This window comes from Metabacillus sp. KUDC1714, from assembly GCF_014217835.1.
GTDB classification, from domain to species: Bacteria; Bacillota; Bacilli; order Bacillales; family Bacillaceae; genus Metabacillus; species Metabacillus rhizosphaerae.
Genome location: NZ_CP055263.1, coordinates 4022264 through 4046695 on the forward strand (window position 1 = coordinate 4022264; position 24432 = coordinate 4046695).

30 protein-coding genes are annotated in these 24432 nt (G+C 34.4%); 25 read left to right on the top strand and 5 right to left on the bottom strand.

Annotated elements, in window-relative coordinates; all coding sequences use genetic code 11:
* The first annotated feature begins 44 nt into the window (after positions 1 to 44).
* From HUW50_RS18450 to HUW50_RS18460, 3 genes are all read left to right on the top strand, one after another.
* Positions 45 to 422 carry a fluoride efflux transporter FluC gene (locus HUW50_RS18450; RefSeq protein ID WP_083964581.1) on the top strand — a complete coding sequence of 126 codons (378 nt, stop codon included), beginning with the start codon at positions 45 to 47 and terminating at the stop codon, positions 420 to 422.
* Positions 422 to 781: a fluoride efflux transporter CrcB gene (gene crcB, locus HUW50_RS18455; RefSeq protein ID WP_066330823.1), complete on the top strand. Its 360-nt coding sequence runs from the start codon at positions 422 to 424 to the stop codon at positions 779 to 781. The genes HUW50_RS18450 and crcB overlap by 1 nt, the downstream gene beginning before the upstream one ends.
* Positions 782 to 915: 134 nt before the next feature.
* Positions 916 to 3009: a sensor domain-containing protein gene (locus HUW50_RS18460; RefSeq protein WP_185653099.1), complete on the top strand. Its 2094-nt coding sequence runs from the start codon at positions 916 to 918 to the stop codon at positions 3007 to 3009.
* A 155-nt stretch (positions 3010 to 3164) separates the two neighbouring features.
* Here the strand turns inward: HUW50_RS18460 and HUW50_RS18465 are convergent, their stop codons facing one another.
* Positions 3165 to 4025, bottom strand: a complete 861-nt coding sequence (locus HUW50_RS18465) for a metallophosphoesterase (protein WP_066330820.1) — start codon at positions 4023 to 4025, stop codon at positions 3165 to 3167.
* A 407-nt stretch (positions 4026 to 4432) separates the two neighbouring features.
* Between HUW50_RS18465 and fadH the strand changes: the two genes are divergently transcribed.
* The 4 genes from fadH to HUW50_RS18485 all read left to right on the top strand — a co-directional run bounded on the left by fadH (position 4433) and on the right by HUW50_RS18485 (position 7952).
* Entirely contained in the window at positions 4433 to 5197 is a 765-nt protein-coding gene (gene fadH, locus HUW50_RS18470; RefSeq protein ID WP_185654077.1) for a 2,4-dienoyl-CoA reductase, read from the top strand.
* Positions 5198 to 5375: 178 nt separating this feature from the next.
* Positions 5376 to 6593, top strand: coding sequence for an EAL-associated domain-containing protein (locus tag HUW50_RS18475; protein ID WP_185653100.1), 1218 nt, complete (start codon positions 5376 to 5378; stop codon positions 6591 to 6593).
* A gap of 85 nt (positions 6594 to 6678) precedes the next feature.
* A complete protein-coding gene (locus tag HUW50_RS18480; RefSeq protein WP_066330811.1) occupies positions 6679 to 6918 on the top strand; it encodes a hypothetical protein in 240 nt (79 codons plus the stop codon).
* A gap of 272 nt (positions 6919 to 7190) precedes the next feature.
* Positions 7191 to 7952 carry a DUF3993 domain-containing protein gene (locus tag HUW50_RS18485; protein WP_066330808.1) on the top strand — a complete coding sequence of 254 codons (762 nt, stop codon included), beginning with the start codon at positions 7191 to 7193 and terminating at the stop codon, positions 7950 to 7952.
* A 232-nt stretch (positions 7953 to 8184) separates the two neighbouring features.
* On the opposite strand, the gene HUW50_RS18490 is transcribed toward HUW50_RS18485, so the two are convergent.
* A complete protein-coding gene (locus HUW50_RS18490) occupies positions 8185 to 8427 on the bottom strand; it encodes a glutaredoxin family protein (RefSeq protein ID WP_185653101.1) in 243 nt (80 codons plus the stop codon).
* Between the two features lie 176 nt (positions 8428 to 8603).
* Positions 8604 to 8879, bottom strand: coding sequence for an MBL fold metallo-hydrolase (locus HUW50_RS18495; protein ID WP_066330796.1), 276 nt, complete (start codon positions 8877 to 8879; stop codon positions 8604 to 8606).
* Between the two features lie 326 nt (positions 8880 to 9205).
* On the opposite strand from HUW50_RS18495, the gene HUW50_RS18500 reads away from it, so the two are divergent.
* The 5 genes from HUW50_RS18500 (at position 9206) to HUW50_RS18520 (ending at position 13142) form a co-directional block, all read left to right on the top strand.
* Positions 9206 to 9442, top strand: coding sequence for a YkuJ family protein (locus HUW50_RS18500; protein ID WP_066330793.1), 237 nt, complete (start codon positions 9206 to 9208; stop codon positions 9440 to 9442).
* 442 nt (positions 9443 to 9884) lie between these two features.
* Positions 9885 to 10403: a ribonuclease H-like YkuK family protein gene (locus HUW50_RS18505; protein ID WP_066330787.1), complete on the top strand. Its 519-nt coding sequence runs from the start codon at positions 9885 to 9887 to the stop codon at positions 10401 to 10403.
* Positions 10404 to 10476: 73 nt separating this feature from the next.
* Positions 10477 to 10665 carry an antirepressor AbbA gene (abbA, locus tag HUW50_RS18510; RefSeq protein WP_066330784.1) on the top strand — a complete coding sequence of 63 codons (189 nt, stop codon included), beginning with the start codon at positions 10477 to 10479 and terminating at the stop codon, positions 10663 to 10665.
* Between the two features lie 351 nt (positions 10666 to 11016).
* Entirely contained in the window at positions 11017 to 11463 is a 447-nt protein-coding gene (gene cbpB / locus HUW50_RS18515) for a cyclic-di-AMP-binding protein CbpB (protein WP_066330783.1), read from the top strand.
* 164 nt (positions 11464 to 11627) lie between these two features.
* The gene (locus tag HUW50_RS18520) at positions 11628 to 13142 is read left to right on the top strand and encodes an MDR family MFS transporter (protein WP_185653102.1); all 1515 of its coding nucleotides are present in this window, start codon (positions 11628 to 11630) and stop codon (positions 13140 to 13142) included.
* Positions 13143 to 13203: 61 nt separating this feature from the next.
* Here HUW50_RS18520 and HUW50_RS18525 read toward each other — a convergent pair whose 3' ends face one another.
* Entirely contained in the window at positions 13204 to 13572 is a 369-nt protein-coding gene (locus HUW50_RS18525) for a VOC family protein (RefSeq protein ID WP_066330780.1), read from the bottom strand.
* A gap of 141 nt (positions 13573 to 13713) precedes the next feature.
* Between HUW50_RS18525 and HUW50_RS18530 the strand changes: the two genes are divergently transcribed.
* The 4 genes from HUW50_RS18530 to HUW50_RS18545 all read left to right on the top strand — a co-directional run bounded on the left by HUW50_RS18530 (position 13714) and on the right by HUW50_RS18545 (position 17140).
* A complete protein-coding gene (locus HUW50_RS18530; protein WP_066330776.1) occupies positions 13714 to 14580 on the top strand; it encodes a transcriptional regulator CcpC in 867 nt (288 codons plus the stop codon).
* A gap of 110 nt (positions 14581 to 14690) precedes the next feature.
* Entirely contained in the window at positions 14691 to 15401 is a 711-nt protein-coding gene (dapD, locus tag HUW50_RS18535) for a 2,3,4,5-tetrahydropyridine-2,6-dicarboxylate N-acetyltransferase (RefSeq protein ID WP_066330773.1), read from the top strand.
* Positions 15402 to 15452: 51 nt separating this feature from the next.
* Positions 15453 to 16583, top strand: coding sequence for an N-acetyldiaminopimelate deacetylase (locus HUW50_RS18540; protein WP_066330763.1), 1131 nt, complete (start codon positions 15453 to 15455; stop codon positions 16581 to 16583).
* 311 nt (positions 16584 to 16894) lie between these two features.
* Entirely contained in the window at positions 16895 to 17140 is a 246-nt protein-coding gene (locus HUW50_RS18545; protein WP_066330760.1) for a YkuS family protein, read from the top strand.
* A gap of 79 nt (positions 17141 to 17219) precedes the next feature.
* Here HUW50_RS18545 and HUW50_RS18550 read toward each other — a convergent pair whose 3' ends face one another.
* Entirely contained in the window at positions 17220 to 18056 is an 837-nt protein-coding gene (locus tag HUW50_RS18550; protein WP_185653103.1) for a mechanosensitive ion channel family protein, read from the bottom strand.
* A gap of 382 nt (positions 18057 to 18438) precedes the next feature.
* On the opposite strand from HUW50_RS18550, the gene HUW50_RS18555 reads away from it, so the two are divergent.
* The 9 genes from HUW50_RS18555 to modB all read left to right on the top strand — a co-directional run bounded on the left by HUW50_RS18555 (position 18439) and on the right by modB (position 24309).
* Entirely contained in the window at positions 18439 to 18981 is a 543-nt protein-coding gene (locus tag HUW50_RS18555; protein ID WP_066330753.1) for a peroxiredoxin, read from the top strand.
* A gap of 156 nt (positions 18982 to 19137) precedes the next feature.
* Positions 19138 to 19593, top strand: coding sequence for a TlpA family protein disulfide reductase (locus HUW50_RS18560; RefSeq protein ID WP_066330750.1), 456 nt, complete (start codon positions 19138 to 19140; stop codon positions 19591 to 19593).
* A 164-nt stretch (positions 19594 to 19757) separates the two neighbouring features.
* Positions 19758 to 20390, top strand: coding sequence for a molybdenum cofactor guanylyltransferase (locus HUW50_RS18565; protein ID WP_066330738.1), 633 nt, complete (start codon positions 19758 to 19760; stop codon positions 20388 to 20390).
* A gap of 18 nt (positions 20391 to 20408) precedes the next feature.
* A complete protein-coding gene (locus HUW50_RS18570) occupies positions 20409 to 21689 on the top strand; it encodes a molybdopterin molybdotransferase MoeA (protein ID WP_185653104.1) in 1281 nt (426 codons plus the stop codon).
* Positions 21668 to 22180 carry a molybdopterin-guanine dinucleotide biosynthesis protein B gene (gene mobB / locus HUW50_RS18575; protein WP_083964577.1) on the top strand — a complete coding sequence of 171 codons (513 nt, stop codon included), beginning with the start codon at positions 21668 to 21670 and terminating at the stop codon, positions 22178 to 22180. Before HUW50_RS18570 ends, mobB begins: the two co-directional genes overlap by 22 nt.
* A complete protein-coding gene (locus tag HUW50_RS18580) occupies positions 22173 to 22637 on the top strand; it encodes a molybdenum cofactor biosynthesis protein MoaE (protein WP_066330732.1) in 465 nt (154 codons plus the stop codon). The genes mobB and HUW50_RS18580 overlap by 8 nt, the downstream gene beginning before the upstream one ends.
* 3 nt (positions 22638 to 22640) lie before the next feature.
* Positions 22641 to 22874 carry a molybdopterin converting factor subunit 1 gene (gene moaD / locus HUW50_RS18585; RefSeq protein WP_066330730.1) on the top strand — a complete coding sequence of 78 codons (234 nt, stop codon included), beginning with the start codon at positions 22641 to 22643 and terminating at the stop codon, positions 22872 to 22874.
* A gap of 4 nt (positions 22875 to 22878) precedes the next feature.
* Positions 22879 to 23634 (top strand): molybdate ABC transporter substrate-binding protein, encoded by a 756-nt coding sequence (gene modA / locus HUW50_RS18590; protein ID WP_185653105.1) that lies wholly within the window; start codon positions 22879 to 22881, stop codon positions 23632 to 23634.
* A gap of 9 nt (positions 23635 to 23643) precedes the next feature.
* Positions 23644 to 24309: a molybdate ABC transporter permease subunit gene (gene modB / locus HUW50_RS18595; protein WP_066330723.1), complete on the top strand. Its 666-nt coding sequence runs from the start codon at positions 23644 to 23646 to the stop codon at positions 24307 to 24309.
* Positions 24310 to 24432: the final 123 nt, after the last annotated feature.

Genomic DNA, 24432 nt, shown 5'->3' on the forward strand with positions numbered 1-24432 from the left:
CATAAAAGATTTATCATTGTGTTAAGGAAATGAGGAAGTTAAGAATGATGAAAAAATTGATCAATAGCTTTTATGTTGCAATTGGTGGAGCTTGCGGATCTTTATTGAGATATATCATTTCTTTTGTACATCAATTTGGGCCTTTTTCTACTTTATTTGTAAACATTTTAGGAAGTTTTTTACTCGGTTTTATAACCGCCTTTTTAATAGAACGAAAAGAAAAGGAATGGTTAAAGTTACTGCTCGGTACAGGTTTTTGTGGAGGGTTTACGACGATGTCAACTTTTTGCTTAGAATTGACTATTTTACCGGTGGAACAAGCAGCTATTTATATGTTTTGCTCCATAATATTAAGTCTTCTTTTTGCCATGCTTGGTATGAAGATTGCTACTGGGATTCTCACAAGAATGGGGTTTGAGTAATGGTTAGTGTACTTTTAGGTGGTGCAGTAGGTGCTGTCGTAAGATATTTAGCGGGGGAGTTATTGCAAACAGTAACTAAAAAAGTGAAGTTACCACTTTCAATTATTATCATTAATATAATCGGCTCACTTTTGCTTGGTTTTTGTGTAACAACAGTAAACAATGATCAAATTTTATTATTTTTTGCTACAGGCTTTTGTGGAGGATTTACAACTTTTTCAACATTTAGTGTTGAGGCAGTTCAACTCATTCAAAAAAAACAATATCTATTATTTCTTTTATATATTTTATTAACGATAAGCGGAGGCATTCTAGGTATTTCTATTGGGAAACTACTTGCTACTTTATCACATTCTTAATAGAAGTTAACTCCACACCTCAATAAATCTCGTTATATAAATTCTTATGATTTGAATCTTTCTTTGTGATACTATAATAAGCATAAAATATGTTACTAAAATATAAATTGGAGAAAGACATAGGATATAGAAGGATGGACAATTTTCTTAACTTAATAAAAAAAGATTTTCATAATGATAAAAAGTTTACTGAAATTGAATCATTCATTTTTGAGATTATTCTTAAGCATATTAAAGATTTAATTTTTATAATGAAGGTAGAAAATGATGATTCGTTCACGTATTTGTTTGTGAATGATATTGGGATCCAACATGCAAAGTTTGGATCTAAGTACAGTGGGAAAACATTTTATGATCTGCAGCCAAAAGAGATTGCCGATCATCTACATGAAAAGTACTCTATTGTACGTGAGCAAAAACAGCCTTATTCTTTTCAGGATAAATTGGAAGTTGTAAAAGATACGTTTACTTACGGTGAAACGATTCTAACACCGATCTTAAATGAGAAAGAAGAAGTTGTTTATATTATAGGTGTAACAAGAGATATTACAGAGCGAATGAATGAAAAAGCTTTGCTAGTTGAAAGTCAGCAAATGTATAAATCACTTGTCGATCATAATATGGATGCGGTCTTTTCACTAGATTTAGAAGGACAAATACGATCTGTAAATCCATCAGCCATTTCTATGATGAATGTTGAAAATAGCTTAATTGGCTTAAGTATCTTTGATTTATTTCAGCATGAATTCCAAAGCGTTCTTAACAAATCATTTGACCAAACAGTTAAGGGCATAGCTTCAGAGGGAGAAGCGAGCCTATTATTGGCTAAAAAAAATATGAATGTTCATTACAAAACAGTACCTATTATTACAAATGAAGAGGTAAGCGGTATCTTTTTACTTCTTAGAGATATAACAGAAAAGGCAAAGCAAGCAACTGTAATTGAGCATATGGCATATCATGATCCACTAACGGGTTTATTAAATCGAAGTGCGCTAAAAATAGATTTAAAAGAATTACTTGCTCTTAGTAAACAAAACAAACAGCCATTAGTCTTAATGTTTATGGATTTAGATCGTTTCAAAATGTTGAATGATACGCTTGGGCATAACAGCGGAGATAAGCTATTAATTGAGGTTAGTAAAAGACTTGAACAAATCAATCACCAAAATTTTAATGTGTATAGATATGGTGGTGATGAGTTCATTGTTGTATTACAAAATACTAGCCGTAATGGTGCTGAATGTGTAGCTGAGCAGATGATTCGGATGTTTAAGGAGCCCTTTTATATAAATGAAATTCTCTATTTTATTTCATTAAGTATTGGCATTAGTATTTTTCCGGATGATAGTGAAACCGAAGATGTCTTAATAACTATGGCAGACAAGGCGTTATATTATGTGAAGCAAAGGAGTCGAGCAGACTATCAGTTTTATGCACAAGAAATGGAAAATAACACAAATGAGCTACTTTTGATAGAAACAGCTCTACGGAGAGCAGTTGAACATGATGAACTTGTTTTGTATTATCAGCCGCAAATTGAACTAGCTTCAGGTGAGATTGTAAGCTATGAGGCCTTACTAAGATGGAAACACCCTGAACTTGGGATCATGTCACCTGCAAAGTTTATTCCAATTGCTGAAGAATCAGGACTAATTATTCCAATAGGTGAATGGGTAATAGAGGAAGTTTGTAAGCAACTTTGGAAATGGAATGAAGCTGGTGTTTCGGAAACAATTGTGGCCATAAATCTATCGGCAAAACAATTCCAGCAGCCACACCTAGTGGATATGATCGAATCCTTATTTAACACTTATTCAATTACCCCCGCACATATTGAGTTTGAAATTACTGAGGGTGCATTACAAAATGCTGAGGAAGCATTAGTGATGATACAGAGACTTAAAAATTTAGGAGTCATGATTTCTGTTGATGATTTTGGTACAGGCTTTTCTTCACTCATGTATTTAAAGCAGTTCCCAATTGATTCCTTGAAAATAGATCAATCATTTATTAAAGATGTACTGAATGACAAAAAGGATGAAGCAATTGTAACGACGATTTTGCATCTTGCATATCATTTAGATCTCTCTGTTGTTGCAGAAGGTATTGAAACACAAGAACAGCTTGAGTTTCTTTCAAGGATGAAATGTCAAAAAGGGCAAGGTTATTTATTTAGCAAACCGGTCCATCCTGAAGTTTTAAATAGGGAAAATCAAAAAAGCTGACTGTGTGTCAGCTTTCTTGAACTTAATGTGGCAGACGTGAGTTTTGGATTCATATGTTCAGCTAGTTTTATTCTATCCTTAATGATGTTCGACTTTATTCAATTCAAATTTGCACTTGAATTGAATAAGATGAGTTTTTTTCTATGACTGATAAATCACTCAGAATAAAGCGTGAATTGTGATATTTCAGGAACGGAAAAAAATCTAAACGGGAGTCTTGTCGTTCCTAAGCCACGATTCACATATAGCTTCATTTCATCCACATCATACATACCCTCTGGATAAACGGAAGCATACGGAGGTGTAATAAGAGGTCCATAAAATGGAACCTGTATTTGTCCACCATGACTATGTCCAGATAACTGGAAATCCACATTGAATCTCTTAGCTTCTAATGCTGCATCTGGTTCATGCGCTAATAAGATGTTGAAGAGATCTTTGTTTAAATTGCCAAGTGTACCTTCATAACTGGGTTTCCCCAACATTAAATCATCAATACCTGCAACTCCGATTTTACTACCATCAATCATCGAAACATTTGTTACTTCGTTTTGTAAAAGGGTAAAGCCTGACATGTTAATGACATTTTTGTAAATCTCAGTTCCATAACCACCATGATCATGATTTCCATAAACTGCGTATTTTCCAAAGGGAGCATTTAATTTTCCTAGGATAGGGACTATTTTATTAATTTCTGTATATTGGTTTGGTTCATCCATCAGATCACCTGTGAAAAATAAAAGGTCAGGAGAAAGATTGTTAATATTTTTTACAATTGTCTCTAACCTGTCTAATGTAAAGAAACTACTTAAATGAGTATCGCTAAACTGGACAATTTTAAAACCATTAAACGCATTTGGAATTTTTTTATGTATGATCGAAAATTTTGTAATATCTAATAAGGATGGTTCAATATATCGAGCATATGTATAACCGCCAGCTGCAGTAAAAATGCCAGCAAAGGAAAAGGAAAGAAGACCTTTTAAAAAAGATCTTCTTGAATATTGTTTTGTCATGATTACCAACCATTCTCCATAGTTTTATCTAAGAATTGAGTATCTCTCAATTTTGTTATTTTAGGCTCTGTTATACTTGGTTGTTGATTTACGTTTTGGAGTTCGCTTTTCACGGGCGGTTCAGGAACCTCCTCGGTGCTTTGCACTTGCATGAGTCTCACATATCCACTCCAATCAACAAAGTGCAAAAATCAATAGTGATCTTTAACAAAGCCTTATTTTATTAATATTAAGTACAACCTACTTTAAAATGTACTAGTATTGGTATAAGTATATCACGGTTTAAATTAAGACTTCTATTTAAAATCGGAACTGTCATTTAATTGACTTTTTATTAATAGAATAAAGTGATAAAATATGGTAAAATAAAAATGAATGGTCATTCATTTTAGGCGGGGGGTATTATGGTGAAGGATAAAGTCATCATTGTTACTGGTGGATCTAATGGGATGGGGAAAGGAATGGCAAAACGTTTTGCCGCTGATGGAGCAAAGGTTGTTATTCTCGGTAGAACATTAGAAAAGCTAGAAGCAGCCAAAAAAGAAATTGAGTTGTATGAAGGACAAGTATACCATTATCAACTGGATGTTCGTGATGATGAAAAAGTCTCTGAAATGATAACTTTTGTCGATGAAAAATTTGGTAGAATTGATGCTCTTGTAAATAATGCCGCTGGGAATTTTATTTGTCCAGCTGAAAATCTATCGAATAATGGGTGGAGGTCAGTCATTGATATTGTGTTAAATGGGACATTTTATTGCAGTTCTGCAGTTGGAAAGTACTGGATTGAAAAACAAATGAAGGGTGCCATTTTGAATATGGTTGCTACATACGCCTGGAATGCAGGTGCGGGAGTAATCCACTCAGCTGCTGCAAAAGCTGGTGTTTTGTCTATGACTAGAACCTTAGCAGTTGAATGGGGGAGAAAATATGGTATTAGAGTAAATGCTATAGCACCAGGGCCTATCGAGAGGACTGGTGGAGCTGAAAAATTATGGGAGTCAGAGAAAGCTGCAAAAAGAACTCTTAATAGTGTACCACTTGGACGACTTGGTACACCTGAAGAAATTGCCGCGCTTGCCGCATTTCTTTTATCAAAGGATGCTGCTTATATCAATGGAGAATGTATCACGATGGATGGTGGACAATGGTTGAATCAATTTCCTTTTTAATATACAGATAAGAAATGGGTTCGCTGCCTGTTTCTTTTTTATGGAGAAAAATGCTAAGAATTTTTGAGAAGATAAGTAGTTAATCGTTTGTGAGGAAACGTAGTTTTATCCAACTTAACATGCCTATTTTATGGTATAATCATACATACTCTATATAGATATAGGTGAGGGGATTGCAATGGATCCATTAGATGTATTGACGAATTTAGATAAGGTTATACCATATTACCAAGCAATTTTCAGTGCGGATGAACAACGAGTAATCGGCTATGAAGTGTTAGGAAGAATCGAGGATAATGGAAAAATTCACAGTTTAGGACCATTTTTTCAAGATGAAAATGTTCCAGATGAATATCGGATTGAAATTGACGACTATATAGTACATACTGCGATTGATGAATTTTTAATGTTGAGGGACCCTGAACTTCTGCTTTTTATTAATCGCGACGCAAATTTACTGATGATTGATCATGGTGAAAGCTTCCTTCAAATATTATTAGAAATGCAAGATTCTGGATTAAAACTAAAGCAAATAGTTCTTGAAATTACCGAGCATAATTTTAAAGGTGATACGGAACAATTATATCACCTTTTAACATATTACAGAACATACGGAATAAAAATTGCGATTGATAATATTGGAAAGGCAAGTAGCAACTTAGATCGAATTGGTATGCTGTCTCCGGATATTTTAAAAATTGATTTACAGCCATTAAGATTAACATCACCTTCCCAATCTTATTATGATGTACTTTATTCAATTTCAATTTTAGCGAGAAAAATTGGTGCTACCCTTTTATATGAGGATGTAGAAGTTAATTTTCAGCTACAATATGCATGGAAAAATGGTGGTAGGTATTATCAAGGGTATTTTTTAAATAAGCCAAAGAGTCATTTTATTAATCGAGATGAATGTAAAGACAGGTTGAAACAAGAATTTCAATATTATATTTCTGCTGAAAAAAAGAAGCTTGAAAGACTTTATCATTTTACAGAAAACTTCCATCAAAGAATTCATCAGCTTTTATCGAAAATAGGAAAGCAATATGACGATTATAATCAATTGCTGAAGGAACTTTCCATTCAATTAGATGATTGCTGTTTTAGAATCTATATATGTGATGAGGATGGCTTCCAGCAATCGGTGAATATTTATAAAAAAAATGGCTGGGAAATTCAACCCCAATACTATTTGAATAATTGGAGCTGGCGTCCGTATTTTTTAGCAAATATTATGAAGATGCGCTTTAATAAAAAGGGCTTTCTAAGTGATGTGTATAGTGATATTGAAAAAGGAGATTTGATCCGTACCTTTTCGTATCCATTAAACAAGGATCATTATCTTTTTATAGATTTATCCTATGAGTTTTTATATGACCAAGAGGGTTTACTTTAATATTTAGAAGAAAATCGGTAAAGTAAACCAAAAGCATATTTGCAGTTTTTTGAGTCATCCTATAAATAAAAGGGGTGACACGAAGATGAGCTATTTTACGATGGTTCTTGGTGTAATTGCTTTATTGGTTTTAGCTATAAGTTTAATCTATACATTTAGGGTAGGAAGGCTTGTTAGTGTGAGGAAATCAAATTTGGATACACAAATTAATGAGAAAATTCAAGATCATCCATATATGCGTAACCCAGTTTTTTTTGCATATGTAATCGCAGGATTAGTTTCATTAGCCTATATTTTTTATTTAGCCTATTCGATTTCTTGGTAACAGCGGACATGTCCGCTGTTTTTTGTTGCTTAAAAAGAATATTTATACAACTAATTTGTAAGAATTTGAAACAACACAGATTAGTAAATCGTCTTATTGGGTAGATAAATAATAGAGAACTGGATGGAGAATTTCTGGAGCCTACAAATATTGTCGCTTTTTTAGATTATTTTACGAACGGTTGCTCAGCATTTTATTGAAAATAATTGTTAAAATGAATAAAGATGAAGAAATGGTTGTCCTAAGTTGTAAATAAAGAAAGGATGAGTTCTTTGAGACTAAATCGATTGCTCTGTTGTATTGTCCTTTTTATTGGCATTTTTCCATTTTCTCAACAAACATTAGCTGAAAAACTTGAAGGATCATCTCGAGATGAGGTACTGATTTACCTCCAAAATGCATTTGATGCACAAATCTCACTAACTGAAAAAATTAGGTCAAAACAGGAAATCGAACAAATTTTATCAACTTATTTCGAGGATGAATTGATTGAAAAATATATAAATGAAAATGTTCATCCGCTAGATGGTCAATTTATCGTGTATGGAACAGACTTCCCAATCTATACAATTCCTTTTTTTACGTATGGTGTAAAAACGAAAGTAATAGAACAAGGAGATGAGCGTATCATCTATGAATTTTTCCCTGCTTCTATAGAAGGACCAGTTGGATATGATGACCATTATGAAGTAGTGAAAATGCATAAAACAAATGAAGGCTGGAAGATATATTCGATTGAAAATGAAACAAATGAACCTGTTTTGATAGAAGATCAAAAAACTCCAATTGATGACAAAGTGGAGAATGATGTAATACAAACGACAAGTACAGAACATCAATTAAGAAATAAGAATACAAGCAATCAATTAAAGATATTAAATCAGTTTGATATAGAAAATACAGTAACATTTTTTAATCAGTATATTAAAGAATTAAAAAGCATATCTTTTTTTAGCTGGTATTACATGCAAACTAAAAATGTTTCAAATGAATATAAAATGATGGAGAATGATGAATTTTCTAGTTCTTTTTAAATTGCTTAACAAAAAATAAAGTCAAATAAAATAAATTTTTAAAAATAAATACTAAAAACAGTTGACATTGAAACTGATAATCATTATCATTATAAATGAGAAAGATAATCAATTAAGTTCTTGTTCATAAGGAATTTGATTAGTCATAAAACTCTCGATTTTCCCCAAACCCCTTTTAATAGAACAGAAAAAGCTTGGCTGGTCACCAAGCTTTTTTTCTGCATTTTTTTCCTTATTCTCGAAGGTCTAAAAGCTCTTCAAGCTTTTTTAAATCAAAGCCTGCCACAACTTGATCATCGACAGTAATTGTAGGAGTTGAGGTTGATAGAAGCTCATTAACTAATTTATCGCGAGCATCTGTATCAACGCTGATGTCTTCCTCAATATATGAAACGTTGTGATGATTTAAAAATTGTTTCACAACTTGGCAGGGTGGACAACTTGGTTGTGAATAGACTATGACCACTTTTTTCATTAAGAACTCTCTCCCAACATCTATTTATTTGTAAATGTTATCTCAAACGCTAAGGTCCACAATAATCTTGCCTACCTTTATGAATAATTGGCTAGTCCCCCATAGCACAAACTGCTAAGTCAATAGGTAACATATCATAAAGATGAGTATCTTTTGAAATAGTTTGCTTACTGAGCTCAATAAAACATGTTAACTACTATACTGCTTTGGTTAAATCTTGCTGGACGCGTCCTATATTTTGTTTTTTTTAGAAGAACGACTAATTTAGCATTTTGACATTTTTCTAAAAGTAATCTTTCGCAACCGGCATGATCTAATTGAATATGTGTTACAATAATAAAGGCTATTTTCTCTAAGGGAATGTTGAACGCTGCTAAACCTTCTATTATATTTGATATAGAGGGATTTGCTGATGATTCAAAGAGGATATTCTGTTCTTCTAAAAAGACCATAGCTACTTGTTCAACCTTGCATTTCTAATACGAAGCAACCAATAATTGATTTTCTTTCATCAACATTATGTATGCCTTCGTTAACCTCATTAACTAGTGTATTCTTTAATGTTTTGACATAGAAGATTACATTTTACAGTTAAACAAGGATGATTGTGGGAATTCCTTTGGTAATCCCATCATACATAGTGTAAAATTGATAAGGCACAAAGTAAAGATACAGATTATTGAATCGTTGTTTAGTGGATAGAATGTATGGTAGAGTAAGACAATATTAAATATTAGGAATCAGTTATACGTTAACTCTTCCGGAAGGGGGATATCTAGTGTCACAACTATTAGGTATTATTACAAGACTACAAAATTTACAAGAAAATGCGGGTTCTGGTGAACCTTTACAACGTTTTTTCGAAGTTGAAGGAGAAAAGCGTTGCAGTGTAAAATACTTCGATAAGAGCAACACGTTCGAATTAGAGGTTTATCAAAAAGGAGATAAACCTCAATCATATCAATTTGACAATATTGATATGATCGCAATGGAAATCTTTGATCTACTTCAATAGTTGAAATTACCATCAGTGGATTTTATTGATGATTAGTTGAACTTATCGGACATTTACTGGCAGTTTTCATAATAGAAAAACCAATTATGATCCAAACTAAGGTTAAGTAAGGAATTACTGCCAGTTAATGTGTGTTAAGGAGGCAATATGAGAAAAGAACCAACAGTTATTTGCCCGGTTTGTCAAGATCAGCAGCCACTGACCAAATCATTAACAGCACAATCTAATCAAAATGTTATCTTTACGTGCGCTCGCTGCCATGAAACGATACCAAACATTGAGACGAGTAAGGGAGAATAGTCATGCCTACAGGTATGACTATTTTTTTATGCATTAATGTTCATATTTCAGTTTGTATAAGGCATATATTTTAAAAGGAGGCTTTAGATGTTGTTGAAAGCTCATTCGGAATCCAAAGAGACTATTGACGAGGAGATGTGACATGAACGAATCATTCACCTTTTATAATGTCTCAGAAAAACAAATGTCTTTCCAAACAGTAATTGAGCGTATAAAAGGATTTATGCTTAAAGATCCACGTTCGGAGTATGTACTGTCAATTGGTTCGGATTCACATGTTCATCAAAATGAGACAAAATTTATTACAGCTATACATCTTCATCGCATCGGAAAAGGAGCATGGGGCTGTTTAAAGACGTATAGTGTAAAACGCCCAATAGTTAGTGTTCGTGAAAAAATCTCAATGGAAACTGCACTAAGTCAAGAAGTGGCTTATTCATTTACTACGAAATATTTAGTTGATTTAACAGACGTCTTAATCCCATTTGCTGATGAAGGTGCCGATTTATTATTTGAAATCCATCTCGATATTGGACGTAAGGGAATAACAAAGGAATTAATTCAAGAAATGACTGGAAGAATTGAAGCAATGGGGGTTGAAGCAAAAATTAAACCTGAGTCTTATACTGCATTTAGCTATGCAAATCGTTATACAAAGTAGATTTTCACCAATGAAAATTGATGTAGAAAATAAAATATTCACGATAAATTGAATTATGCAGTAGGGGGTTAGTATGGAAACGACATTGAAAAAACTAACATCTGAAGATCAAAAATTATTAGTAGAAATTTTAATTCGTCAACAATATGCAATTGAAATTGTAAGTAGTGAATTGAATGATATTGAAGTAGGGGCTAAGAGCACAGATGAAGTAACATACAATCGCTTGGTCTCCCTTTTCGATTTGCTGAGAATAAAATAAAAAGACTACATAAAGAGTGAGAAATACAAAAAATTTCTTCTAAAAAAGTTTAACAAGATACTCATAAAGGGTATCATTTTTTTATACATTCAAATTGTGATCTTAATTTTGATACATAAGAAAAAGTTCACTTAATAAAAGCATGCGGACTTGTCAAGTCTGTCTAATTAAGTCTATATTCTATACAAAAGGGACAGTTGCAAGTTTGAAACTGTCCCTTTTGTATAGAATGAGTTGCTTTTTAAGGGAAATACATGCAATCTATATGTTATGATAGAATAGGATATTTCAAGACCTCTTTAAACAGTAAGCGGGCTTAGACAAAGTTTTTTAGAGAGGAAGAACAAACTGATGATACGTATAGAAACCACTGATTTTAAGGATGTAAAGGTTCAAGATTTAATGATTCCAGCGGATAAAGTTGCTCATGTTCAACTTGGCAATAATTTAGAGCATGCACTACTTGTCCTAACAAAAACAGGCTATACAGCCATCCCAGTTTTGGACCCAACCTTTAAGCTACATGGCTTAATTGGTATGAATTTAATTATGGATAATATTTTTGGACTAGAACGGATTGAATTCGAAAAGTTGGAAAATATGAAGGTTGAAGAGGTTATGAATACTGACATCCCTAGACTCTATTTAGATGACAACTTAGAAAAGGGACTTGATCTTGTTGTGAATCATTCGTTTGTATGTGTTCAAAATGAAGAAAATCTCTTTGAGGGGATATTTACAAGAAGAGCAATATTAAAACAATTAAAAAATCATAAGAATAACTTAAACAAAAGTTGATAACAAGTAAGTTTTTTAGAAACGGTGTAAATGGAAAGCAGTATTCATTGCATCGTTTTCTTTTCGAGTGCATATGCACATTATCTTTAAATTGTATTACATCTTTATACTAATACTATTGAAAAGTATTAAATTTCAAGGTTTTTTAAGGCGGTGTATTTGCAATGGGACAGGCAATGGTACATAAAGATTCAAAGGTGAGGTCAAGTAAAACCAAAAGACCATATGTACTAGCTACAGTCATGCTTGCGATGTTTATGGCAGCAATTGAAGCTACTATTGTTGCAACAGCTATGCCTGCTGTTGTTGCTGAGTTAGGAGATTTTTCATTATATAGTTGGGTATTTTCTTCTTACCTTTTGATGAATGCAGTAACAGTACTGATTTATGGTAAATTATCTGATTTATTTGGCAGAAAGCCTGTATTAACAATTGGTATCATAATTTTTTTAATAGGGTCTATTCTTTGTGGTCTTGCTTCAACTATGGAGTGGCTCATTGTCGCGCGGTTTGTCCAAGGATTTGGTGCAGGTGCAGTTATGCCAATCGCATCCACAATTGTTGGTGATATATACACAAAAGAGGAACGAGCAAAAATACAAGGATATTTATCAAGTGTTTGGGGGATTTCAGCCATTATGGGTCCAGCTATCGGAGGACTGCTTGTCGAGTTTGTTAGCTGGAGATTTGTTTTTTGGATCAACATCCCGTTAGGAATTCTTGCAATCATAGGTTTATATCTGTTTCTCCATGAGGAAATTGAAAAAAGAAAGCCACAAATTGATTATATCGGAGCGATTCTCCTTACATTATCAGTAACGTTATTTATGTTTATTCTCGTTGAGGGTGGAGTCCGATATGAATGGGTATCAATGCCAATCTTTTTATTAGGTGGTTTAGCTCTGTTTAGCTTAATTGGATTTGTTTTATATGAGCGAAAGGTAGAGGAACCAATGATGCCTTTTGAACTCTGGAGTGAACGGTCGATTTTAATTGCAAACCTTACCTCATTAACAACTGGTGTAATATTAATCGGCCTTTCAACCTTTTTACCTACTTTTGTACAAGGTGTTATGGAGGAAAAACCGATCGTAGCAGGCTTAACATTAACAACAATGTCAATTGGTTGGCCTATTGCCGCGATGATATCAGGACGATCTATCTTATCAATAGGTTTTCGAACGACCTCTATATTAGGTGGAATCTCATTAATTTGCGGAAGTATTATCTTTGTCATGCTCTCAGGAAGCGGTAGCCCACTTTTTGCTGCTTCTGGTTCATTTTTAATTGGGATTGGAATGGGCTTAACCACAACAGCTTTTATTGTATCAATACAAAGTACAGTCGCTTGGAATAAAAGAGGTGTGGCTACAGCAACAAATATGTTTATGAGAAATGTCGGGAGTACAATTGGTGCAGCATTACTAGGAGGAATATTAAACAGCAGGCTTCTTAGCTATTTATCAAGTCATGATGCTGGTGAAGAAATGAACCTGGATTCTGCAACAACCTTACTTAATAATAGCGAGCGTAGTAGTTTAAATGATGAATCAAGGCAGCTGCTCAAGCAGGGTCTTGAGTATGCATTGCATGATGTTTATTGGGTTGTTTTTAGTTTTGCACTATTAAGTTTTATACTGATCCTGTTTTTACCGAAGAAAGAAAAGGCTGATATATAAAATTAGCCTTTTTTCTTTGAGATTAAACTGTAAGGATTGATTCTCTGATGGAAGTTACATTTTATATATATTCTAGAAATTCAATTCGATTTAAAAAAGGATCGAAGCATGAAAAACGGCTTACACCTGGAATAGGTATTTCTTCTTTTATAGTAACATTGTTTTCTTCAAAATAGCGTCTAGTTGCTTCAATATCACTTACGATAAAGGCTGGATGACGTTTGCTTTTTGACTTTTCTATTTTTTCAACCCCAATATGGACAGATATTGTACCAGCCTTACACCAAAAACCACCATTTTTCTTTAAGTTTTCAGGCTTTTCGATTTCAGTGAATTGGAGCAGATCAAGATAAAAGTGACGTGCAATTGACTCCTCACCAATGGGGACACAAATCTGAATATGGTCTAGCCCAATGATTTCTATACTCATGAAAATCCCTCCCATTTTTGAACATTATTATTTACAAAACAAACCTTTATCCTTATCATACATTGTAAAAGGTCATAAAAAAATTAATAAAAATTATATAAAGCATATAAGTAAAACTTATTAAAAAGCAGGTGTATAGGTATGCAAACGTCCGAACTTCGTATGTTGGTCGTTTTATCAGAGGAAATGAATATGAGAAAAGCGTCTGAACGTTTATTTGTTTCACAGCCAGCTTTATCACAGCGCTTACAAACAATAGAGAAATCATGGGGATTCCAAATTTTTATTCGCTCACAAAAGGGTCTTACATTAACACCGGCGGGAGAAAAGGTTATTTCATTTGCTCGTGAGGTTGTAAATAAAGAAGAAATGCTTAGAGAACAAATTTCTGAATTAGAGGGTGAGGTACATGGAACATTAAAGCTTGCTGTTGCATCAATTATAGGTCAGCATTGGTTGCCAGAAGTACTAAAAAAATATGTTAATAAATATCCTCATGCAAAAATATCACTAATTACGGGGTGGAGTAGCGAAATTTTAAAAAGTATGTTTGAAGATCATGTTCATATTGGAATAATCAGAGGAAATCCAGAATGGAAAGGGATTAAAGAACACCTTCTCACTGACACACTATACTTAGTCGATACTGAGATTAGTAAAATAGAGGATGTTTTACATACAGAAAGGCCATTTATTCAATTTAAAAGTGACTCAACCTATTATCAAGAAATTCAAGACTGGTGGCATAATCAATTCCAAACTTCCCCAAAGCGGACAATTGTTGTTGATCAAATTGAAACGTGTAAACAAATGGCGTTCAATGGGATAGGCTATGCGATCTTACCTTCTGTAACATTAAAGGAGGATGAACAAGATGTTTTCAAAATTCCATTACTTGATGAGAATAACAAACCGATAGAACGAGATACTTGGCTACTTGGAATTGAATCGTCGTTTGAATTGAAACAGGTTAAAGCATTTTTAGACATTGTCAAAGAGCATAAATAGATATTAGGATTAATATGTTTAAAAATTCTAAAATTCATTGCTTGTCAAGTGTATGATCCTTTGATACAGTAAGGAATGATTAATATTTAGTATAAGGAGGAAACATACATATGAAAATGATGGATGCAAATGAGATTATCTCATTTATACAAAACAGTACAAAATCTACACCTGTAAAGGTTTATGTAAAAGGAAACCTAGAAGGTATTAACTTTGGAGAGTCAGCACAAACGTTTATAACAGGGAACTCTGGTGTAGTGTTTGGTGAGTGGGCTGAAATTCAAGATGCAATTGAAACGAATAAAGCAATGATCGAAGATTATGTGGTTGAAAATGATCGTCGTAATTCTGCGATTCCATTACTTGACCTTAAAAATATAAAAGCACGCATTGAGCCTGGTGCGATTATTCGTGATCAAGTTGAAATTGGGGATAATGCAGTTATTATGATGGGTGCTTCAATTAATATTGGTTCAGTAATTGGCGAAGGTACAATGATTGATATGAATGCTACTCTTGGTGGACGAGCTACAGTTGGTAAGAATTGTCACGTTGGTGCTGGATCTGTTTTAGCTGGCGTAATTGAGCCACCTTCTGCAAAACCTGTTGTAATCGAAGATGATGTAATGATTGGTGCTAACGTAGTAGTTCTTGAAGGAGTTACAGTAGGTAAAGGTGCTGTAGTAGGTGCAGGTTCAATTGTTACGAAAGATGTAGAACCTTATACAGTTGTTTATGGAGCACCGGCACGAAAAATTAAAGATATTGATGATAAAACAAAATCAAAAACAGAAATTATGCAAGAGTTAAGACAACTATAATACCAAAGGCGTGGATGGAAATCCACGCCTTCTGTATACGGCGGTGATAGTATGATAAAAGAAAAACTAGGTCAAATTCGTCGAGATCTTCATCGAATACCTGAAATTGGGTTTCAAGAATTTAAAACACAACAATATTTATTAAATGTCTTAAGCCAATTTCCTAATGAAAGAATTGAAATCAAGACGTGGAAAACAGGAATATTTGTTTTAGTGAACGGGATAAATCCAACGAAAACGATTGGGTATCGAGCTGATATTGATGGATTGCCAATTACAGAGGAAACAGACTATGATTTTCAATCAGAGCACCCTGGATACATGCATGCATGCGGACATGATTTTCACATGACTATTGCTTTAGGAATTCTATCTCACTTTGTTGAAAATCCAGTTGATGATCATGTTTTGTTTTTATTTCAGCCAGCTGAAGAAGGTCCTGGTGGTGCGGAGCCAATGCTAAATAGTGAGGTCGCCAAAGATTGGAAACCTGACATCGTTACAGCCCTTCATATATCACCAGAACTTCCTGTTGGGACTGTTGCGACTAAACCAGGTTTGCTTTTCGCAAATACATCTGAATTATTTATTGACCTTAAAGGGAAAGGTGGTCATGCAGCATATCCACATACAACGAATGATATGGTTGTTGCGGCATGTTCGCTTGTCACCCAGCTCCAAACAGTTGTAGCGCGAAATGTAGACCCACTTGATAGTGCAGTCATTACAATTGGAAAAATTACGGGTGGAACCGTTCAAAATATCATTGCAGAGAATGCTAGACTAGAAGGAACAATTCGAACTCTGTCAGTACAATCAATGGATAAAGTGAAAGAGCGAATTGAAGCGCTAGTTAGAGGTGTTGAGATCGGCTACTCATGTAAAGCGACGATTGATTATGGTTCTATGTATCACCAAGTTTTTAATGAAGAGACGTTAACAATGGAATTTATGGAATTCATTTCTGCGAATACTGATTTCACTGTTCAAGAATGTAAAGAAGCAATGACTGGAGAAGATTTCGGTTATATGGTTGAGCAAATTCCTGGCTTTATGTTTTGGCTTGGCGTTGATTCTTCATACGGTCTACATCATGCAAAGTTAATGCCTGATGAAGAAGCTATACATGTAGCTGTCGAATTGATGAGTAAGTATATAACATTTAAGGCAACTCAAAAATAAAGGCTCTTTTCTAAGAGGTACTTTTAAAACAAGGCTCTTTTCTAAAAGATTGTTGTTTTTGAACAAAACTGATTAGGGTGATTGGAACGGATATGCGAGACTCCTGTGGGAGTAGCGGGACAGATGAGACCCCGCAGGCGCTTCGCGCTGAGGAGGCTCATCGCCCGCCCCACGGAAAGCGAGCATCCTGGAGCGCCAATCAACCTACCCAATACTATTTTAAAAGCAACAAAGTTTGCGAAAACAGCCAAAATAAATGATGTATATATTATCCATCCATGTACACAATACATGTAGGAGGTGGATAAACAATGCCAAAAATCGGTGTAGAACAATCTTTATCTGACGTAACAGCTGCCCTGCAACAAAAAGGCTATGATGTTGTCCAATTAAACAATGAAAGTGATGCACAAGGTTGTGACTGTTGTGTAATTACTGGACAAGATGCAAATGTGATGGGGATTAGCAATGCAGTGACTGCTGGATCAGTTATTTCAGCAAGTGGCTTATCGGCTGATGAAATTTGCCAACAAGTTGAAAGCAAAATAAATCGCTAAGCTGCATACGAAAAAGAGCACCTAGGAGTGCTCTTTTCGCTTTTTATTAGTACTTGTTAGCTAATGTATAGTGCGTTTATTATTGACTTTTTTTCTCAACATAAACTTGATGTGGAAAGGGAATTTCTATTCCATTTGCCTCTAAAGCTTCCTTCATTGCCTTGCGAAGGTTTCGTTCAACCTCCCATTGCTTCATGTTTTCCGTTTTTGCAAGAACGCGAATGACGACATCTGATGCTCCAAGTGCTTGTACACCAAGTACATTTGGACCATCGACAATACTCGCATCAACTGCCGCAAATTTATCGCAAACAGCCTGCAAAACCGCAATTGCCTGATCAATGTCATCATCATATGATATCCCTATATCAACTAGAGCTCTCATGTTACCTCTTGAATGGTTACTTACATTTGTAATTTCCCTGTTTGGTACATAATGAAGTGTTCCATCAAAGCCTCTTATTTGTGTTGTTCGAAGACCAACCTGCTCGACAATTCCATCAAAACCAGCTATTGTAACATAGTCTTCAACATCGATTTGCTTTTCTAATAAAAGGAAAAAACCTGTTACCACATCGCTAACTAGACCCTGTGCACCAAACCCGATCGCAAGTCCAATAACTCCAGCACCTGCTAATAAGGCTGTAGCATCATAATTAAAGACTTCAAATACCATCACAACAAACATAAAGATAAGTACATAAGACAAAATGTTCAACGATAAGCTTTGAAGTGTTAAGGCTCGACCAGCTGATATGTTATCACGCTCTTGTATACGTTGAAACATTTTTTTTACAATTCTGCTTCCTACTGCCTTTACAATTAAAAAGGCTATGATAATTCCTACTAACTTTAAAATGATAATTCCAGCATTAGTTAAAAGGTATGACCAATCTATGCCTTCAAGAAGACCCATATACAACATCCTTTCTTACTTAAGAGTTCCTTCAAAAATATCTTCAATATTTCTAAAGAAAGCCCCATTTTATATACCCTTTATCTAATAGGTTAAACATAAAATAGACAAAAATGAAGGGAATTGACTTATTATAAGTATAAGCGCATAATCTCAAAGTAAATTAATTGAATTTAACATAGAGGATAGGGAATAATGTATTTTGTTAAAGAGAATTTTGAAAGTGTACATTTTTAAAATTACTATTATCTAATATTGACTGAAAAGGATGCTTGTCCTATAATGGTCACTGTATTAGACAAGAAAAATTTGTCTTAAGAATCAATCATTTATTCTCAATTAGAAACCCTGAAACTTGAAAAAACATTTGGAGGGATACATAATGGCAGAACGTATGGTAGGAAAACAAGCACCACGCTTTGAAATGGAAGCAGTATTTGCAAACAAAGAATTTGGTAAGGTAAGTTTAGAAGAAAACATGAAAAATGACAAATGGACAGTGCTATTCTTCTATCCAATGGACTTCACATTCGTTTGTCCTACTGAAATTACTGCATTATCAGATCGTTATGACGAATTTGAGGATTTGGATGCAGAAGTAATCGGTGTATCTACAGATACAATTCATACTCATTTAGCTTGGATCAAAACAGATCGTAAAGACAATGGTTTAGGAGATTTAAAATATCCATTAGCTGCTGACACAAACCATACCGTTTCTCGCGATTATGGTGTTTTAATTGAAGAAGAAGGAATTGCCCTTCGTGGTTTATTTATTATTAATCCAGAAGGTGAATTACAATATTCAGTAGTTAATCACAATAATATCGGTCGTGACGTAGACGAAACACTTCGTGTACTTCAAGCGCTTCAAACTGGTGGACTTTGCCCAGCGAACTGGAAACCTGGACAAGCTACACTATAAAAAGTAGCATACAAAAATTATTAGAAAGAGGCTGGCAAAAGAGAATGTCAGCCCCTTTTTTAAATGTATTTATTTTTAAAATCTAGCAGTAGCGCCAAGTCACCTCAAATGGTAAGACAGGGCGTTGCCGCTTTTTTGAAATATGGAGGGAAGACTATGAAATTACGTGAGCCAATGCCAGAGTTAACAGGTGCTACTGAATGGTTAAATGGTGAGGTTACAAGAGAGCAATTAATTGGAGAAAAGCCTACTCTAATTCATTTTTGGTCAATTAGCTGTCATTTATGTAAAGAAGCAATGCCACAAGTGAATGAATTCCGAGATCAGTATAAAGATAAATTAAATGTTGTTGCTGTTCATATGCCTCGTTCTGAAGATGATTTAAATATTGATGAAATTAAAAAAGTTGCAGCTGAGCATAATATCAGTCAACCAATCTTTGTTGACAGTGAGCATAAGTTTACCGATTCATTAGAAAATCAATATGTACCCGCTTACTATGTTTTTGATAAAGAAGGAAAGCTTCGTCACTTTCAGGCTGGTGGAAGTGGAATGAAGATGCTAGAAAAGCGTGTGAATCGTGTTTTATCTGAGCTTGAAAACGCTGAATAAATAATGATGTAGTGGATGATTGAAAAAGTCGGTTGCCAATTTAAGGTAACTGGCTTTTTTGCAATACATCGCATTTGTCAGTCCAGTTCGGAACTATTGTGTAAATTGTCACATCTTCAAATGCTAATAAAAGGTAAAATAAAAGTAAAAGGGTGGATGCGAATTTGTATGAAACAGTTGGTGTGTTATTAGCCGGAGGAGAATCTTCAAGATTTGGTCAGCCTAAGGCATTTGCAAAATATAGAGGGAGATCGTTTTGGGAACATTCATATGAAGTGTTGAAAGCTGAAACAGATCAGCAATTAATCATTAGTAGAACTGATTTAGTAGACAGAATGAAAGAAACAGCAACCTGTCAGGTAATTAAGGATAATGTTGAAGTAAAAGGTAAAGGGCCTTTAGCTGGTATTTATACAGCGATGAACCATGAAAAAGCCGTATGGTATTTTATCTTATCTTGTGATGTTCCTTTAATAACGAATCACCTAATTCGTAGCTTGCTTGACTTGAGACATCCGACTATTAAAGCAGTTATTCCCAAAGTGAACGGGAAGCTCCATCCGTTAATAGGTGTTTATCATCATTCTGTTTTTCCGTTTGTTGAAAAGCAGTTGACTAAACAAGAGTACAAAATCGTATCTCTCCTTGATAAAATCGAAGTTTTGTATGTATCTGAAAAAGAAATTGGTGTTGATAGGAATATTTTCAGTAACATTAATTCACAAGAAGATTACAAACAGCTACTAACTAATGATAAAATATCAGAATCTAAACTAATAGATCTAGATTACCAATGATAAGACCGGAGTGATTGGATGGTAGAGAAAAGGAAACCATTAGCTGTTAAGGAAGCAATTGAGAGAGTATTAAAGTATTCGGTACATGGAGAAAGTGAACAAGTTGATTTGCAACAAAGTTACGGAAGGTTTTTAGCTGTTGATATTATTGCAGATCATCCTGTTCCTCCCTTTGACCGCTCACCATATGATGGATTTGCAATCCGTTCAATTGATACAAAATATGCTAGCACAGATCATCCTGTTGATTTTGAAGTCATCGACGAGATTGGCGCAGGGAGTGTTAGTGAGTTTACCATTGGGGAAATGCAAGCTGTACGAATTATGACTGGTGCACAAATACCAAGTGGTTGTGATGCTGTTGTGATGCTAGAGTTAACCAAAGTATTTCAAAAGGCTGGTCGTGATTATATGTCTTTGAAAAGGTCCTTCAATAAAGGAGATAATATTTCTTTTAAAGGCGAGGATACACAATATGGCAATATATTAGTGAAAAAAGGGGCATATATCTCACCTGGCATTATTGCCCTGCTTGCGACCTTTGGATATGCGAAAGTAGCAGTTGTGAAAAAACCACAAATAGGAATTATTGCAACGGGTAGTGAGCTGCTAGATGTGGATGAACCACTAGTACCTGGGAAGATAAGAAATAGTAATTCATATATGATTGATGCACAAGCAAGGAGAAGTGGTGCAGAACCTGTTTATTTAGGAAAGCTTGTAGATGATCTTGAAAAATGCTATGAAGCAGTAAAAGTCGCATTGGAAAACGTTGATTTTCTAATCACTACAGGTGGTGTATCTGTAGGTGATTTTGATTATTTGCCAGAAATATATAAACGATTAGGTGCCAATGTATTATTTAATAAAGTAGCGATGCGCCCTGGCAGTGTTACAACAGTTGCTGAGGTGAACGGTAAATTATTGTTTGGTCTTTCAGGTAACCCATCAGCTTGCTTTGTTGGATTTGAGTTATTTGTTAGACCGATCATTCGAACGTTTCTAAATTCTGAACGTGCTCATCTCCAGAGAGTTACTGCTATTTTAGAAGAGGACTTTTTAAAGCCTAATCCATTTACTCGCTTTGTTAGAGGGCGGATTTCATTAACCGCTGGGAAAGTGGTCGCTTCTCCTATTGGATTAGACAAATCAAATGTTGTTACATCACTTGCTGATGCAAATGCATTTATCGTATTACCTGGTGGAACTAGGGGATATAAGACGGGGGATAATATAGATGTTTTGCTAATTGATGATCAAACAGGAAGTGAATTCTCATGGGCAGAGTCATTCAAGTAGTTGGTTATCAAAATAGTGGAAAAACAACCTTTGTTGTTGAATACATTCAAGTAGCTGACAAACGAGGTCTAAAAGTAGGCACGATTAAACATCATGGCCATCAAGGTTCAGTTAAGATTGATGATTACAAAAAAGACTCAGGACTGCATCGTCATGCTGGTGCTCAAGTATCTGTTGTTGAAGGAAATGGTTCCTTTGTAATGACTTCTGAAAAAATGTCTTTGACACTCAAGCAGTTGGTTTTCATGTATCGTCTGTTCCAATTAGATATCATAGTTATTGAAGGGTACAAGTCAGCAGATTATCCAAAGGTCGTGCTAATAAGATCAATTGAAGATTTGTCTATCCTTTATAGTCTCGAGAATATCTGTTGTGTCATTACAAGTATTGAACTTCCTATTGATATAACAAAAAAATACAAAATCTTTAATAATACGAAAGATAGTATTGAGTGGTTATTAACAAATAAAGTAGGTGAACTCATTGAATGAGTCTTTGTTTGAGATCGTAAAGGATCCAATTTCAATTGAAAAAATAACGAATAAGGTTATTCGAAATGAAGCAGGTGCTATTACCACCTTTGTTGGAACTGTTCGGGAATTTACATACGGAAAACGAACAATATCTTTAGAATACCAAGCATATGAAAAAATGGCTGTGAAAATGCTAGAGCAGATTGGTAAAGAAATAAATGACAAGTGGAATGGAGCAAAGGTTGCCATATCCCATAGAATAGGCAAATTAGAAATCTCAGAAATTGCTGTTGTTATTGCAGTATCAACACCACATCGGAAAGATGCATATGAAGCAAACGAATATGCGATTGAACGAATTAAACAAATCGTTCCAATCTGGAAAAAAGAAGTATGGGAAGATGGAGAATCATGGATTGGTGATCAACTAGAAAAAACATACTATCCAGAAGGGAAACCAATTAAGGGGGTGTAACGAATGATTAAAGTATTATTGTTTGCTCATTTACAGGAAAAAGCAGGTCGGGATATATTACAAATCGAGGACTCATCTTTAACAGTAAAAGAATTAAAGAAAATGATGGAAACAAATTATGAGTTGGGCTCTTTAGAACACGTTATGGTTGCTGTAAATGAAGAATATGCACTTGATCAAGATACCATTCAACCAGGTGATGTTGTCGCATTGATACCCCCAGTTAGTGGTGGGTGATTGGATGAAAATAAAAAGTTATCTTCTTTGTTTTGTATGCTTTCTTTTTACCCTGGGGTGTTCTTCAACTGAAAAACCAAAAGTTGAGTTAACGATTTCAGCAGCCGCAAGTCTAAAGGACGCTTTAGAAGAAATAGAGAAACAATACGAACAACAAAATGAGGTTAATCTTCTTCTTAATCTTGCAGCATCTGGAACATTGGGGAAGCAAATCGAGCAAGGTGCACCAGTAGATGTATTTCTTTCCGCGGATGAAGAAACGTTTACAAATTTAGTGAATAAACATCTTATACATGAAGACGAAGCTATTAATTTCTTAAAAAATGAGCTTGTATTAATAGCGCCTAAAGGTTCTAAATTAACTTCTATCGAAGATGTAAAAACGGTAGATAAAATAGCGTTAGGGATCCCAGAAACGGTACCAGCTGGTAGATATGCAAAAGAAGCCTTGATAAATCTAGAGATATGGAAACAAATTGAAAATAGTGTTATTTTTGCTAAAGATGTTCGCCAAGTTTTATCATATGTTGAAACAGGTAATGTTTCTGCAGGAGTCGTTTATAAAACAGACGCTTACATATCGGATAAGATTAAAAGAATTTCAACAATAGATTCTTCTTTACACACACCAATTGTTTATCCAATTGGTGTGATCCAAACATCGAAACATAAAAATGAAGCAATTGATTTTTATCATTTCCTGCAAGATGAAAATGCAATGAGTATTTTTGAAAAATTTGGGTTTACCGTAATAGATTGAGGGGTAAAGATGAATATTGAGTTTTGGGATCCTATTTTATTATCACTTAGAATAGCAATAATCGCGAGTGTCGTTGTTATGGTCCTAGGTACTTTTATTGGGAGATTTATGGCAAAAAGCAACTTCTTTGGAAAGATGTTAATCGAGACAATTCTTATTTTACCGTTAGTTTTACCACCATCTGTTGTCGGATTCTTCTTAATTGTCATATTTGGAACAAATAGTCCGATTGGACATGTGATACAAGATCTATTTAATGGACCAATTATATTTACGTGGTGGGCGGGTGTAATTGCCTCAGTTGTCGTGGCTTTTCCACTTATGTACCAAGTGACGAAAGCGGGGTTTGAGCATGTTGATTCAGGAATAGAAGATGCTGCACGGGTAGATGGCGCAGGTGAATCATCAGTTTTCTATTACATTTCATTACCTCTAACAATAAAATATATCATTACAGGTTTTGTATTAAGTTTTACAAGGGCTTTAGGAGAATTTGGTGCAACTCTTATGTTTGCGGGCAATATTCCTGGTAAAACGCAAACCGTTTCTACTGCTATCTATGTAGCAATTGATAGTGGAAATATGAAGATGGCTTGGCTATGGGTAGGATCGATGATATTTATTTCTGCGAGTTTATTATTCTTTGTGCAAATACTAAATAAAAAAGGTTATTAGGTTACTAAAATAAATAGAACCCTCAAAAGTATTTTACAAAAAAAGTGTTTACATTGACAAGTAATGATAAATCGTATAGAATAATAGAAGTGCTTATTTTTAATGCTTCACTATTTATAGTGC